The organism is Exiguobacterium sp. E17S (assembly GCF_057772545.1).
In genome coordinates, this window is sequence record NZ_JBYLRU010000001.1 from 373745 (window position 1) to 386641 (window position 12897).

At 50.5% G+C, this 12897-nt stretch carries 12 protein-coding genes; all 12 read left to right on the forward strand.

The window, feature by feature from the left end:
- Positions 1 to 100: 100 nt before the first annotated feature.
- The 12 genes from AC3B4V_RS01930 to AC3B4V_RS01985 all read left to right on the forward strand — a co-directional run bounded on the left by AC3B4V_RS01930 (position 101) and on the right by AC3B4V_RS01985 (position 12881).
- Positions 101 to 1717 carry an alpha/beta hydrolase gene (locus AC3B4V_RS01930; protein ID WP_488378216.1) on the forward strand — a complete coding sequence of 539 codons (1617 nt, stop codon included), beginning with the start codon at positions 101 to 103 and terminating at the stop codon, positions 1715 to 1717.
- On the forward strand, positions 1714 to 3168 hold the full coding sequence (locus AC3B4V_RS01935) for a phytoene desaturase family protein (protein WP_488377603.1): 1455 nt from the start codon (positions 1714 to 1716) through the stop codon (positions 3166 to 3168). The genes AC3B4V_RS01930 and AC3B4V_RS01935 overlap by 4 nt, the downstream gene beginning before the upstream one ends.
- Positions 3169 to 3292: 124 nt before the next feature.
- Positions 3293 to 3580 carry a hypothetical protein gene (locus AC3B4V_RS01940; protein ID WP_029341204.1) on the forward strand — a complete coding sequence of 96 codons (288 nt, stop codon included), beginning with the start codon at positions 3293 to 3295 and terminating at the stop codon, positions 3578 to 3580.
- A gap of 105 nt (positions 3581 to 3685) precedes the next feature.
- Complete coding sequence (locus AC3B4V_RS01945; RefSeq protein ID WP_488377604.1) at positions 3686 to 3892, forward strand: hypothetical protein; 207 nt, start codon at positions 3686 to 3688, stop codon at positions 3890 to 3892.
- The gene (locus AC3B4V_RS01950) at positions 3868 to 4953 is read left to right on the forward strand and encodes a DUF445 family protein (protein WP_488377605.1); all 1086 of its coding nucleotides are present in this window, start codon (positions 3868 to 3870) and stop codon (positions 4951 to 4953) included. Before AC3B4V_RS01945 ends, AC3B4V_RS01950 begins: the two co-directional genes overlap by 25 nt.
- Positions 4950 to 5777 (forward strand): DNA-3-methyladenine glycosylase family protein, encoded by an 828-nt coding sequence (locus tag AC3B4V_RS01955; RefSeq protein ID WP_488377606.1) that lies wholly within the window; start codon positions 4950 to 4952, stop codon positions 5775 to 5777. The genes AC3B4V_RS01950 and AC3B4V_RS01955 overlap by 4 nt, the downstream gene beginning before the upstream one ends.
- Before the next feature lie 111 nt (positions 5778 to 5888).
- On the forward strand, positions 5889 to 6326 hold the full coding sequence (locus AC3B4V_RS01960; protein WP_023467714.1) for a YlbF/YmcA family competence regulator: 438 nt from the start codon (positions 5889 to 5891) through the stop codon (positions 6324 to 6326).
- A gap of 62 nt (positions 6327 to 6388) precedes the next feature.
- Positions 6389 to 8920: a DNA mismatch repair protein MutS gene (mutS, locus tag AC3B4V_RS01965; RefSeq protein WP_488377607.1), complete on the forward strand. Its 2532-nt coding sequence runs from the start codon at positions 6389 to 6391 to the stop codon at positions 8918 to 8920.
- A 10-nt stretch (positions 8921 to 8930) separates the two neighbouring features.
- Positions 8931 to 10763 (forward strand): DNA mismatch repair endonuclease MutL, encoded by a 1833-nt coding sequence (gene mutL, locus AC3B4V_RS01970; protein WP_488377608.1) that lies wholly within the window; start codon positions 8931 to 8933, stop codon positions 10761 to 10763.
- Positions 10764 to 11204: 441 nt separating this feature from the next.
- Entirely contained in the window at positions 11205 to 11579 is a 375-nt protein-coding gene (locus tag AC3B4V_RS01975) for a CidA/LrgA family protein (RefSeq protein WP_064300423.1), read from the forward strand.
- Positions 11572 to 12255 carry an LrgB family protein gene (locus AC3B4V_RS01980; protein ID WP_023467718.1) on the forward strand — a complete coding sequence of 228 codons (684 nt, stop codon included), beginning with the start codon at positions 11572 to 11574 and terminating at the stop codon, positions 12253 to 12255. Before AC3B4V_RS01975 ends, AC3B4V_RS01980 begins: the two co-directional genes overlap by 8 nt.
- Positions 12256 to 12356: 101 nt before the next feature.
- On the forward strand, positions 12357 to 12881 hold the full coding sequence (locus tag AC3B4V_RS01985; RefSeq protein WP_064300224.1) for an AAA family ATPase: 525 nt from the start codon (positions 12357 to 12359) through the stop codon (positions 12879 to 12881).
- Positions 12882 to 12897 lie beyond the last annotated feature (16 nt).

Sequence of the window (12897 nt, forward strand, 5' to 3'; positions counted from 1 at the left end):
CAGCGATCCGCTGCCTGAAGTGCGTCACGGGCGAAAGAATCAACGTCGACCGTTTTTACTTTTGCGAGATAGGGAATAACAGATGAGGAAAGGATGTGACCTGATGAGTACGAAGAAGAAAGGGATATTGCTCTCATTTTTGATGCTGACGCTGCTCCTTGGGGGTTGTATTCGCATCCAATATGATGCGACGATCCATACCGATCAGAGTGTTACCTTAAAGACGACATATGCCGCAAAGGAACACCCAGTGGCGCGTTTATTGAATCTAAATCCGAATTGGAATAGTTATGTCAAACAGGCAGAAAAGAACGGCTATGCAGCGAAGGCGTTCAAGACGAAGGATGACTATGAAGGGATCCGGATGCAGAAGACATTCGCGAACTTCAAGGACATGACATCGATCAAGGACGAATGGAAGACGGGGATTGGCGGAATTCTCATTCCACCCGATACGAAGTTCGACATGAAAAAATCGGACGGTTTTTGGTTTGATACGTATCGACTTGATACGAACATCGATCTCAGTATCGATCGTTTGAATATCAAAGGCTATCAACCGACAGGACAAGTCAAGAAACTCGCCGATCGGTATATCCGTCAAGCCGATATTGAGATCAAGCTCCATGGCCCAAAAGTGATCGGTCTCCAAAACGGTGAAAAAATCGACTGGTCGAATTACCATGATGTGTCATGGAAATTATACGGAACGAAAGCCAACCAGCTACAGTTGATTGCGTATGTACCGAATCCGACAGGTTGGATCATTACCGGTATCGTGTTATTAATCGGTGTCGGATTATTCCTCTACTGGGTCTTTCACCGTGTCCGTCGTTTGCGCCGGCAACAGTTGAAGACGATCAGCATCTCGCTCCTCGTCTGTTTGATCGTTGTGGGAGGCGCGTGGTGGGTGTTCGCGGAAGATACGTCAAGTGCCCCGCCACCAACGCGTCAGATCGTCACGCAAGGAAAGAGTGAAATCGTACCGACGTTCCTCGTCCACGGGTTATTCGGGACGGAGCGGACGTTCGTGCCGATGATTCAAAACTTCACGAATAAAAAAGTCGCCGATGATGGTGGTCGATGTGACGTGACCCGTTCCGGGAAAGCAACCTGTAGCGTCAAACCCTCGCCGACCGGCTACCCACTTGTCCGAATCGTCTTCGCAGATGATGAGGCAAGCCTTGCCGATCAGCAAAAGTGGTTGAATGCGGCGATTGCAGCTTACGATGCGAAACAAAAAGCGACCTTTGCCGATATTCAGCTCGTTGGGCACAGCATGGGTGGTGTCGATGTCGTCGCCTACACGGTCCAAGAGGAGATGCCGTACCACGTCCGGAAAGTCGTGACGCTCGACTCACCGATCGCCGGTTCCGATTACGCGAAACTCGGCTTGACGCTCGCACCGCTCGGCACGAATACGAATAGTCCTGCGATACGCGATCTCGCGAAGGGTTCTCCAGCGATGAACAATTTGACTCAGCGGCTCGAGACGTGGCCACGTGACGTGCTCGTCTATTCGTTTGGTGCCAAAGGAGGCGACTTCAATCTGATTTCGTTAAATAGTTCGTTTGCACTCGAGAACTACACGGATAACATCCAGACGAAGTCCTATAAGTATGATCACTTTACGATTCATCGCCGGGAGCCGGTCTTCCGCGAAATCCGCAATTTCCTGTTTAAAGAAAATCGAGTCACGGAGGAGGAACCATCATGAAACAGGTCGTCATCGTCGGCGGAGGAATTGCCGGTCTAACGGCTGCGGCATTGATCGCACAAGAAGGACATGCTGTCACGGTACTTGAGGGAAGCCGTGAATGGGGAGGATCAGCCGGGAAGTTCACGCGCCGGGACTTGACGTATCCCGTTGGAGCGACCCTTGGGATGGGATTTGAACCAGGTGGCATTCATGCCCGTGTGCTCGATCATCTCGGAGTGACGCACCAAGTCGAGCCACTCGACGTCGTCATGACGATTCGCATCGAAGGACGATTGATTCATTATTATCAACATCGTGATGCGTTTCTAACCGAATTGACTTCACATTTTCCGGAGCAGGCATCGTCGATTCGGGCATTCTTTGCTGAAATCGAGCAGATACACGAGGCAATTCGTCCACTGATGGCAGAACTGCCGGCATTGCCACTTCAAGATTTAGCCGACGTCCGGCGGTTAGTCCGTCACACGAAAAGTGTCGTCCTCTTACCGTATTTTCCGCTGACGATTGGTCATCTGTTACGCAAACATCGACTAGCGGATACGCTGTTCGCACAAGTGATCGACGGGATCTTACTCGACAGCATGCAGACAGAACAGGAGGCGTCAGCTTTACTAGGAGCCGTCGCCTTATCGATTTACCATGAAGGTGCTTATTATGTCCCGGGTGGATTATACCGACTGGCCGAGCAATTGAAAGAGATAGCCGAGGCGAGCGGGGCAACCTGTCTCCTTGGGCGAAAAGTCACGTCGATTCGAAAGACACCGGATGGTTTCTTGATCGAGGATCGTCGCGGACGCTTGATGCTTGCTGATGCTGTCATCTGCGCAGTTCCGCTTGAAGGCATCAGGGAAGTCGTCAGTTCGGATATGCGACGAACGTTACGACGGACGTATCAGCGACAAGAAAAGCTACAGCAATGGGCGACGTTTACGTATTATGCGGCGATTCCGGAGTCGATCATTTTGTCTGACGAAGCATTCCGGCAAGTTCATGATCCGTCCTTACCTTCAGGTCATGCCTTCATCTCCCTCTCCCGTCCGGACGACCGGTTACGTGCACCAGCCGGTCAGCGGACGCTGACGATGTCATGTCATGTTCCGATTGGTACGTTTGATAAGACGGACCGGAAACGCTACGACGAACAGGTCGAGGTGATGTCGGCGATCTTCGAAGCTATTCTTGAACAACAGTTTCCTGGCTTCGTGCAACAGGCGATTGAACGCCATCCGGGTGGACCCGGTGCGTGGGTACGCTATACGTTCCGTCCGGATGGTGGAGTCGGGGGATATCCGCAACGTCCGAGTACAAGTCTCTTGTTCGCAGCGCCGTTTCGTACGGGCATCGATCACTTCTTTGCAATCGGGGACACGATCTTTCCGGGTGCCGGGACGATTGGGGCGACGACGTCTGCGATTCATGTTGCCCGACAGTTTGATGTCAGATTATGAGAAATCATCGTAAAATGATGAAAGAAGCGACGCATCTGTCGCTTTTTTCACATTTGAGGATTATGATGAGGAAGAGTCGGGAACATGATATTCATGAACAGAAAGAGAGAAGGAGTGAAGAACCATGGAGACATTCGAGCAAAAATGTCAGTCGTTCATTCAGGAACGACGACCTGAAGTCGGTCCGATTCAATTCGAGTCGGCGCGTACGTTTCTCAATGCACGCGGTTTAAGCGTTTACGAACGGATTTATCAAGGGAAAGAGGAAGTCCGATTAGCGTTCGTCGAGCAGACGAATGGTCAACAACTCGTGTCATTAATGGAAAATACATTCGGCAACGGACTGGTCTATTTTGTCTCAACGGCAACCGCGACATGGGATGGCGACCGTTTTGGTGAATACACGTTTTAAGTACATAGGGAGTCCCAGTCGATGACTGGGGCTCTTTCGTGTCGAAACCTAATCCTTGTCCCGTTCGTAAGGTAGATAAGTGACTCAGTTGAAGGAGGAAACGATGTGTCATCACTTGAACAACCTAAAACATCGACACGGCGGCTTGCGACCGTCTCGTTGATTTTCATGGCGGTCGGATTCGTCGTCTCATTACCATTAAAGAAAATGCGTGGGTCTTCTGGCTTCAGAGTGGTTTTGAAGCCGGACTCGTCGGTGGGATTGCCGACTGGTTCGCAATCACGGCGTTGTTCCGCCATCCGCTTGGCTTAAAGATTCCCCATACGAACCTGTTGCCGAAAAATCGGGAACGGGTTATCGAATCAATCGTTCATATGCTCGAGACGGACTTGCTCAATAAAGAGAGTATCGTCGCAAAACTCCAACACATGACGCTCGCAGACCGTGTCATCAAAATCTTACGTTCGATTCTCGTTCTGCCTGCTTTTCGAGCGACCGTCACCGAGCTGTTGATTGGTTTAATACGGAAACTCCCGAAAGAGGCGATTCTTGAGTTTGCCAATACACGGGTGACAGAGACAATCAAAGCGTATCCGTCTAAACGGCTGGCTGTCCGAGCGATGCAATTGAACGAGGAACGTCGCCTCGACGAGTGGCTGATGGACCAGTTACTCAATTATGGGCAACGTCTGCTCGAAGACCCCGTCATTCGCGATCAGATTGGGCGCCTTGCCTATACGGCGATGATCGATCAAGAAAAGAATACGTTTTTGCGGGTGACGGCGCGAACCGTCCAAAAAGTCTATTCAGAAGAGAAACTCAGTCTGGTCATTCAAGGTGTCTTGCTGACGGTCATTCAAGATATGCGACACGTCCATCACCCGAATCGTTTAGCGATTCTTGATCATCTGCGTCGAAATCTGGCACAGTTGTCGATTGATGAAGAGCGTCTAGCGAAAATCGATGCCTGGAAGGCAAGCGAGGTCGACCGGTTTGACTTCGTGCCGGTCATTGAACGCGCATATGATGCTGGTCTGATCGAACTCGAACGCTACTTGACGTCAGATGCCTTCTGGACGGAACGGGCGATGCCGATGCTTTCGCGCGCTTTAGACGACTGGGAACAGCATCCGACGTTCAAGGATAGCAGTGATCAATGGATGAAGGAGCAACTCGTTCGTTTCGTTGAACAAAATCACCAAAAAATCGGTGGACTCGTCCGCGAGAACTTAAACCGGTTCGATACGGAGACACTGATTCATATGATCGAGGATAAGGTCGGCAGTGACTTGCAATGGATTCGGGTCAACGGGGCATTGTGTGGATTCATCATCGGTTTGATTCTCGGTGCGATCAAGGTGTTCGTCGGATGAGCCGGTGGACATATGATGTGACGTTGTCGGAAGCATTTGATTTTAAAGGAGTCGTGTCTCGTTTGACGGGAGACCCGTTACAAATCGAACAGGATGGGCGACTCGTCGTTCCGATCTTCATCAACGATCAGGCATACATCACGACGATGGAAGCCATCGATGGTTACACGTTACGGATTGACGGTTCAGGACCGCAAACAGCGGTGCTGACGCAAATCAATCGACGCTTTCGACTCAATGAGCCAAATCCTGCGCAGCGTCTCAAGGCGACGTCGTTACACGCGATCGTCGAACGGTTCGGTGACGAACGACTCGTGCTTGATCATTCACCGTTCACGGCCTTGATTCGCTCGATCATTCATCAACAGATCAATCTCTCGTTTGCCCATACGTTGACGGAACGTGTCTTTCGAACATTCGGAACGGTTAAGGACGGGATCATCCTTCCGCCGACACCGCGTCAATTAGCAACGGCGCGTCGCGAGGACTTGCTTGCTCTGCAACTATCAGGACGTAAAGTCGATTATCTGCTTGGCGTAGCGACGGCAACGATTGATTATGATGCATTGACGTCAGCCGACGACGCAGAAATCGCTGAGACGTTGATTGCACTGAAAGGCGTCGGACCATGGACGGTCCAAAACGTCCTGATGTTCGGGTACGGTCGTCCAGATTTGTTTCCGGCATCGGACATCGGGATATTACGGGCTTTCGAACGGTTACTCGGTTACCGACCGACTGTTGAAGAAGCGACGCGACTGGCAGAGGAATTTGCCCCTGTCCGCAGTCACGCCGCTTATCTATTATGGCGTTCGATTGAATAAGGAACTATTCTTGTCACTCTATCGCGAGAACGGTATAATGAATGCGACAGAACGAGGAATCGTTCAGAATGCTAAGGGAAGCGACGTGTTCGCTAACGATAGAGGGGACGAATGTGGATGTATACAGATGAACAAATCATCGAAAAAGCCAATGAAATCGCCAAAATGATTTCAGAGACACCGGAAGTAGAACGATTTAAAGCGGCAGAAGCCAACATCAATGGGAATGAAAAAGTCCAAAAGATGATGAAACAAATCAAGTTCCTTCAAAAAGAGGCAGTCAACTGCCAACATTACGGCAAAACAGAAGCACTCGCACGTGTCGAAGCGAAGCTCGATAAATTGTTCGCTGAGCTCGATGAGATGCCTGTCGTCCAACAGTTCCAAGAAACACAAGAAGAAGTCAACGGACTTCTCCAATACATCACGGTGACGATCTCGAACGGGATTACGGATCAAATCATCGAAGCGACGGACGGAGATGTTCTCGCTGGTAAGACAGGTAGCGGCATGGAAGCAGAAAACAAAAGCGGCGGTTGCGGCTACTAATCACGAAATGAACGAAAAGCCGACGGACATCCGTCGGCTTTTTCTACGAATGAGGTGGAAGAATGGAAGCAGTACACAACACTCCGATGATGAAACAATACTTCTCGATCAAGGCGGATTATCCGGATGCCTTTTTGTTTTATCGGCTCGGTGATTTTTACGAATTATTCTTTGAGGATGCCAAAAAGGTCGCCCATGAACTGGAGTTAACGCTGACGGCGAAAAATGGAAAGAACGCGGAACATCCGATTCCGATGTGCGGCGTGCCCCATCACGCAGCGAACGGCTACATCGAACAGTTGATCGAGCGTGGTTATAAAGTGGCGCTTTGTGATCAAGTCGAGGATCCGAAGTTGACGAAAGGACTCGTCAAACGCGAAGTCATCCAAGTCATCACACCGGGAACGTTGATGTCTGCCTTGACGGAAAAAGAGAATCGGTACTTAGTCGCGGTCGTCGAACAGGACGGTCGCTTTGGGATTGCTCGCGGTGATGTCTCAACAGGTGAGAGTGCCTTGACAAGCGTTGCGACACTCGACGGTGTAGTCAAAGAACTGAGCATCATTTTGCCACGGGAAATCATCGTCACGACAGAGGAACACGAGACGGCGCTCGCGCACTTACGGATTCCACTGACGCGTAGTTCACGGCGCGAGACGCATCCGCACGGTGATCGTGCGATTGATACAGCCCAAGCGGAAGCATTTGCGGTCCTCTATGCCTACATGCACGATACACAAAAACGAGCGTTGACACATCTACAACCCGCTGTCGTTTATGAGGCGAGCGATTTCATGCAACTCGAACCGAATACGGTCAAGAATCTTGAGCTCGTCCGCTCGGCACGGACAGGAGACAAGAAAGGTTCGTTGCTTGGTTTACTGGATGTGACGGGTACAGCGATGGGCGGACGGATGCTGAAACGCTGGTTAGAAAAACCGTTGTTATCGGAACGTGTCATCACGGAACGGCTCGACGCTGTCGAGGAATTGTTGCAGCACTATTTCGAGCGTCAACAACTAAAAGATACGTTACGCGAAGTCTATGATCTCGAGCGACTCGTCGCGAAGGTCGGGTATGGAACAGCGTCAGCGCGCGATCTCGTTCAATTGAAGTCGACGTTGCGATTGATTCCCCGCATTCAATCAGCGCTTGAGGAGATGATGAGTGAACGTCTCGGTCAACTCAGTCTCGGACTCGATCCGCACGATGAGTTGAGCGATCTACTCGATCGCGCGTTCGTCGAAGCACCACCAATCTCAACGAAAGAGGGCGGAATGATTAAGTCCGGTTATTCCCCAGACCTCGACGAGTTACTCGTCGCCTCAAAAGACGGAAAGAAATGGCTTGCGACACTTGAAGCCAGTGAACGGGCAGCAACCGGCATCAAGACGTTGAAGATCGGCTACAATCGCGTCTTCGGTTATTACATCGAGGTATCGCGTGCGAATGCCAAGCTGTTGCCAGAAGGACGGTATGAACGGAAGCAGACACTCGCCAATGCCGAACGGTATATCACACCGGAGTTAAAAGAAAAAGAAGCGCTGATCCTAGGGGCGGAAGAGAAGAGTGTCACACTCGAGTACGATCTCTTCTGTGGAGTGCGCGATGAAGTTAAAGGACATATCGAAAGCTTGCAACGGGTCAGTCGCCGGATCGCGGAACTCGACGTCCTCGTCGCACTAGCTGAGATTGCTGAGACGCATGACTACGTCCGACCAATCACGACGACGGGACGAACGGTTGATATTCAGCAAGGACGTCACCCGGTCATCGAGACAGTCTTACCGCGCGGTGAATACGTCGCGAACGGGATTACCTTAAACGAAGGACGCGAGATGCTGTTGATCACTGGACCGAACATGTCCGGTAAATCGACCTATATGCGACAGTTCGCCTTGATTGCTTTATTGCATCAAATTGGCTCGTTCGTACCAGCTGCTCAAGCGGAACTGCCGATCTTCGATCAAATCTTCACCCGGATCGGGGCAGCAGACGACCTCGTCAGTGGACAGTCGACATTCATGGTCGAGATGGTCGAGACACAAGAAGCCTTGACGCGTGCAACGGACCGGTCGTTGATCCTGCTAGATGAAATTGGTCGCGGGACCTCGACGTACGACGGGATGGCACTCGCACAAGCAATTGTTGAACACATCGCCCGGCACGTTGGAGCGAAGACGCTATTTTCGACCCATTATCATGAACTGACAGTGCTCGAAGAATCGATTGATCGATTAGCGAACGTTCACGTCCGTGCCGTTGAACAAGATGGGCGTGTCGTCTTCTTGCATGAAGTACGCGACGGAAAAGCCGACCAATCATACGGAATCCATGTCGCGCGGTTAGCTGATTTACCAGATAGTCTGATCGAACGGGCGCAAGTCCTCTTGTCCGAGTTCGAGCAGGCAGAGCCTATTCCGGTCGCAGCACCTGTCAAAGCTCCTGTTCAGGAAGAGCCGGTTGATCAACTCAGTCTGTTCTCAGAAGCGGATCCGCTGCGTGAGACGATGGCGAGTCTTGATTTAATCAACATGACGCCACTCGAGGCATTGAATACGCTGTACCGCCTACAAGCCGAAGCAAGAAAGTGAGGAGAATGCAGTGGGAATCATTCGTGAATTATCCGATAGTTTAGCGAACCGGATCGCTGCGGGAGAAGTCGTCGAACGACCAGCGTCGGTCGTCAAGGAACTGGTTGAGAACGCACTTGATGCCGGTGCGACCCAAATCGATGTTGAACTCGAAGAAGCCGGAATGAAACGGATGACGATCCGCGACAACGGACACGGGTTTTACCCGGATGACGCTGAACTGGCTTTCGTCCGTCACGCGACGAGTAAGATTAAGGACGAGCATGACTTGTTCCGAATCAAGACACTTGGTTTTCGCGGAGAGGCACTTGCCTCGATCGCGTCTGTCAGTAAAGTGACGTTAAAGACGAAACGTGAGGACGCGGAAGGGATTCAAGTGACGCTGGAGTACGGGACGGTCGTCGAACGGACGCCAGCAGCAATGAACCGGGGAACGGAATTGACGGTCGAGCATCTCTTCTTCAATACACCGGCACGGCTGAAGTATTTGAAGACGACGCATACGGAACTTGCGGCAATCACGGACGTGCTGAACCGGATGGCGTTCGCTCATCCAGACGTCAAGCTTCGGGCTACCCATGAAGGGAAGACGTTGATCCAGACGAACGGATCAGGAGACGTCCGGCAAGCGCTGGCGAGTGTCTACGGTCATCAAACGATCCAAGGGACGTTGGTCGCAAAAGGTGCGAATGCCGATTATCAATTGACGTGTCATCTCGTCAAACCGGAAGTGACCCGTGCCTCAAAGAATTACATCACGTTGATTTTGAATGGACGTTCGGTCAAAAACTTCGCCCTGACGCAAGCGGTCTTGAACGGTTACCATACGCTCTTACCGATTGGGCGGTATCCGATTGCAGTCATCGAGGTGACGATGGATCCACTCCTGATCGATGTCAACGTCCATCCGGCGAAACGAGAAGTCCGTCTTTCAAAAGAGATGGAGCTCTGCCAGTTGATTCAGGAGACAATCAAGATGACGCTCAGCCGGGAGACACTGATTCCGAAAGTGACGCCACCGAAACCAAAAAAAGATCCGAGTAGCCAAGAAAAACTCGATTTTTCTTACGTCGCGGAACCAGTCGAAGAGACGTCATCGCGAGCAGTTTGGAATTATCCGATTCCGAAAAAGCCGCAAGAGGACGATCGACCACCTGAAGTGAAATCATTACCGTTTAGCAACGAGGATGATCTGTTCGAGCCCATCGAACCGGTCAAGCAGGAGTTTGTCGAACCGATTGAGGAACCACCCGCGCGTCCGCGCTTTCCGCATCTCGACGTCATCGGTCAACTCCATTCATCCTATATCGTCTGTGCCGGGGAAGACGGGATGTATATGATTGATCAACATGCAGCACAGGAGCGAATCAAATACGAGACGTATAAGGTCATGTTCGGTCGACCACCGGAACAACGACAGCAATTGCTCTTGCCGTATACGTTTGAAATCTCGTCGGATGATATGAAACGGATGGATGAGGTCCTTCCGTTGCTAAAAGACGTCGGCATCGAGTTCGAACCATTCGGTCCACAAAGTTTTATCGTTCGAGAAGTTCCGACCTGGTTCCCATCCCATCGGCAGGAAGAGACGATTCAGGAATTACTCGATGAAGCCTTGATGAAGCGAAAAATTGATCTTGAGACGTACCGGGAAGATGCCGCCATCATGATGGCATGTAAAAAATCAATCAAGGCGAATCATCCGTTGAACGATGAGATGATGCGCCGGTTGATTGACGATCTAGCGAAGACGGAGATGCCGTTCACGTGTCCACACGGACGTCCGGTCATCATCGAATGGACGACGTATGAACTTGAGAAGTTATTTAAACGGGTCATGTGATCAAGATGAGGAGACGATTCCATTCAGGTGTCGTCTCAGATTGAAAAAGGAACCTAATCCAAAGTCAGTCTCTACAAAAAAGAATGACGTGTCTTTTCACGCACTTTCCTCAGGCGAGACACAAGCCAGTTTTACTGCTTCATTTAAACAGGAAAGCGGGTCTTGTTTGTCTCTATAGCGCATAAATGCGCTTGTTCCTGTAGGAGTTGCGTGTGACACGTCATTTTTTTAGTCAGCCCCTTTTTGTTCGTCTCGAATCATTTATTGTACTGATACACGACTGACTGGTTTTTGTTTGTCCTAATACAAAAAAGGTATGGATTTTCATGAGAACGGTTACTTCAGTTGATTAACTAGATTTCATTGATTGTTGAAGGAAAGAGGCGGATAATAAGACCCGAAACTGTTAACAAGGGGACCTTTATCATGCTTTCACGCGTTATGCGTATCATTCAAATCATTGCTCAAATCGCACTTATTTTTTGTTTTTCACTCAGTGGGGACTGGGTGAGCGAAACTTTCCAGTTACCATTACCCGGTAACATCATCGGCTTGATTCTTCTGTACGTGACGTTAAAAAGTCGACTGCTTCCTCTCGTCGCTGTTGAACGGGGAGGAACCTTTCTGCTGTTCGTCATGCCGTTATTCTTCGTTCCAGCACTGTCCGGAATCATGGATTATACGGCATTCCTTCGAACATCTGGTCTTCAAGTCGTGTTGATCGTCGTCGTCAGCAGCCTGCTGACGTTAGTCGGATCAGCGTATATCGTCGATCGATTGGCACACCGAAAAGAGGCGGTGACCCCACATGAGTGAGACACTTTTTTGGATCATCCTGACCATTCTTTTATTCAGTGGCGCAATGTTCCTTTATCAACGTCATCCTCGTGTCTGGACGTTACCGATCCTGACGGTGACGGCTGTCCTGATCGTAATTCTCGTCTATAGCGGCGTCTCACATGCAGAATACATGCAGGGTGGACAATACTTGTCGAAGATGCTCGGTCCAGCGATCACGGCATTTGCGATTCCGCTCTACCGGGTCCGGCATCACGTTCGCCGTTTTCTACCGGAAATCGGGCTTGGTGTTTTGCTTGGAACATGTATTGCAATGAGTTCAGATCTGTTACTCGGTCTGCTACTCCATCTTGAGCGGACGACGAATCTTGCCTTGTTACCCAAATCGGTCACTTTACCCGTTGCCTTAGCGATTTCACAAAAAGCTGGCGGGACGACAACGCTGACGGCTGCCTTCGTTTTATTGACAGGATTGACAGGATCAATCGTCGGACCAAAATTAATGACGGGCTTGAAGATTCGTCACTTCGTCAGCCGTGGGGTTGGACTAGCGTCGATTGCCCACGTCATGGGCGCGACGAAATCGATGAGTCTTGACCAACGGGAAGGGGCGGTCGGTCTGCTGACGATGGTCTTGACGGCCGTCTGTGCCAGTGTCATCGCACCGTTTTTAATCACATGGTTATATGGGTAAACACTCTGTTTTTTAAACGGAGTGTTTTTTTGTAACCGATTGAAACTTGTCGACCACTTTTGCAGTATAGTACAACAGAAAACAGGGTGGAGGAGAATCAGATGATCATTTGGATTAACGGTACGTTTGGCGTCGGGAAGACGACGGCAGCAAAAGGGCTACAACAACGCTGGAGCGGATCACACATCTTTGATCCAGAGGAGACAGGCTATTTTTTACGAGCGCAACTGCCGGAAAACAAGGATGATTTTCAGGATGAGCCGTTGTGGCGTGCGTTCAATCGACAGCTCCTCGAGCAGCTCGATACGGAAAAGGCGCGGATCATCGTACCGATGACATTGACGAATCCAGCGTACTTTCAGGAAATCATCGGGACGTTACGAGCGAACGGTCATGACGTCCGTCATATCGCCTTGATGGCGAAGGAGACGACTGTCAAACGTCGGTTGATTAGCCGCTTCGAGCATCCGAATTCATGGGGTGGTCAACAGGCAGAACAACGCTTACGTCAACTGACCGATCCATTGTTCAGTCAACAGATCGAGACGGATGATCTGACGAAAGGACAAATCGTCGATGCGATTGCCCTCGTGACCGGGATTGGACTCTCGCCTGCCCGACCATAAAGGATTCAAGAAAGAT

Coding starts and splice junctions, on each gene's coding strand:
- AC3B4V_RS01955 (WP_488377606.1), top strand. CDS start 4,950: ATGAGCCGGTGGACATATGATGTGACGTTGTCGGAAGCATTTGATTTT.
- AC3B4V_RS01935 (WP_488377603.1), top strand. CDS start 1,714: ATGAAACAGGTCGTCATCGTCGGCGGAGGAATTGCCGGTCTAACGGCT.
- AC3B4V_RS01985 (WP_064300224.1), top strand. CDS start 12,357: ATGATCATTTGGATTAACGGTACGTTTGGCGTCGGGAAGACGACGGCA.
- AC3B4V_RS01980 (WP_023467718.1), top strand. CDS start 11,572: ATGAGTGAGACACTTTTTTGGATCATCCTGACCATTCTTTTATTCAGT.
- mutS (WP_488377607.1), top strand. CDS start 6,389: ATGGAAGCAGTACACAACACTCCGATGATGAAACAATACTTCTCGATC.
- AC3B4V_RS01940 (WP_029341204.1), top strand. CDS start 3,293: ATGGAGACATTCGAGCAAAAATGTCAGTCGTTCATTCAGGAACGACGA.
- AC3B4V_RS01960 (WP_023467714.1), top strand. CDS start 5,889: ATGTGGATGTATACAGATGAACAAATCATCGAAAAAGCCAATGAAATC.
- AC3B4V_RS01975 (WP_064300423.1), top strand. CDS start 11,205: ATGCGTATCATTCAAATCATTGCTCAAATCGCACTTATTTTTTGTTTT.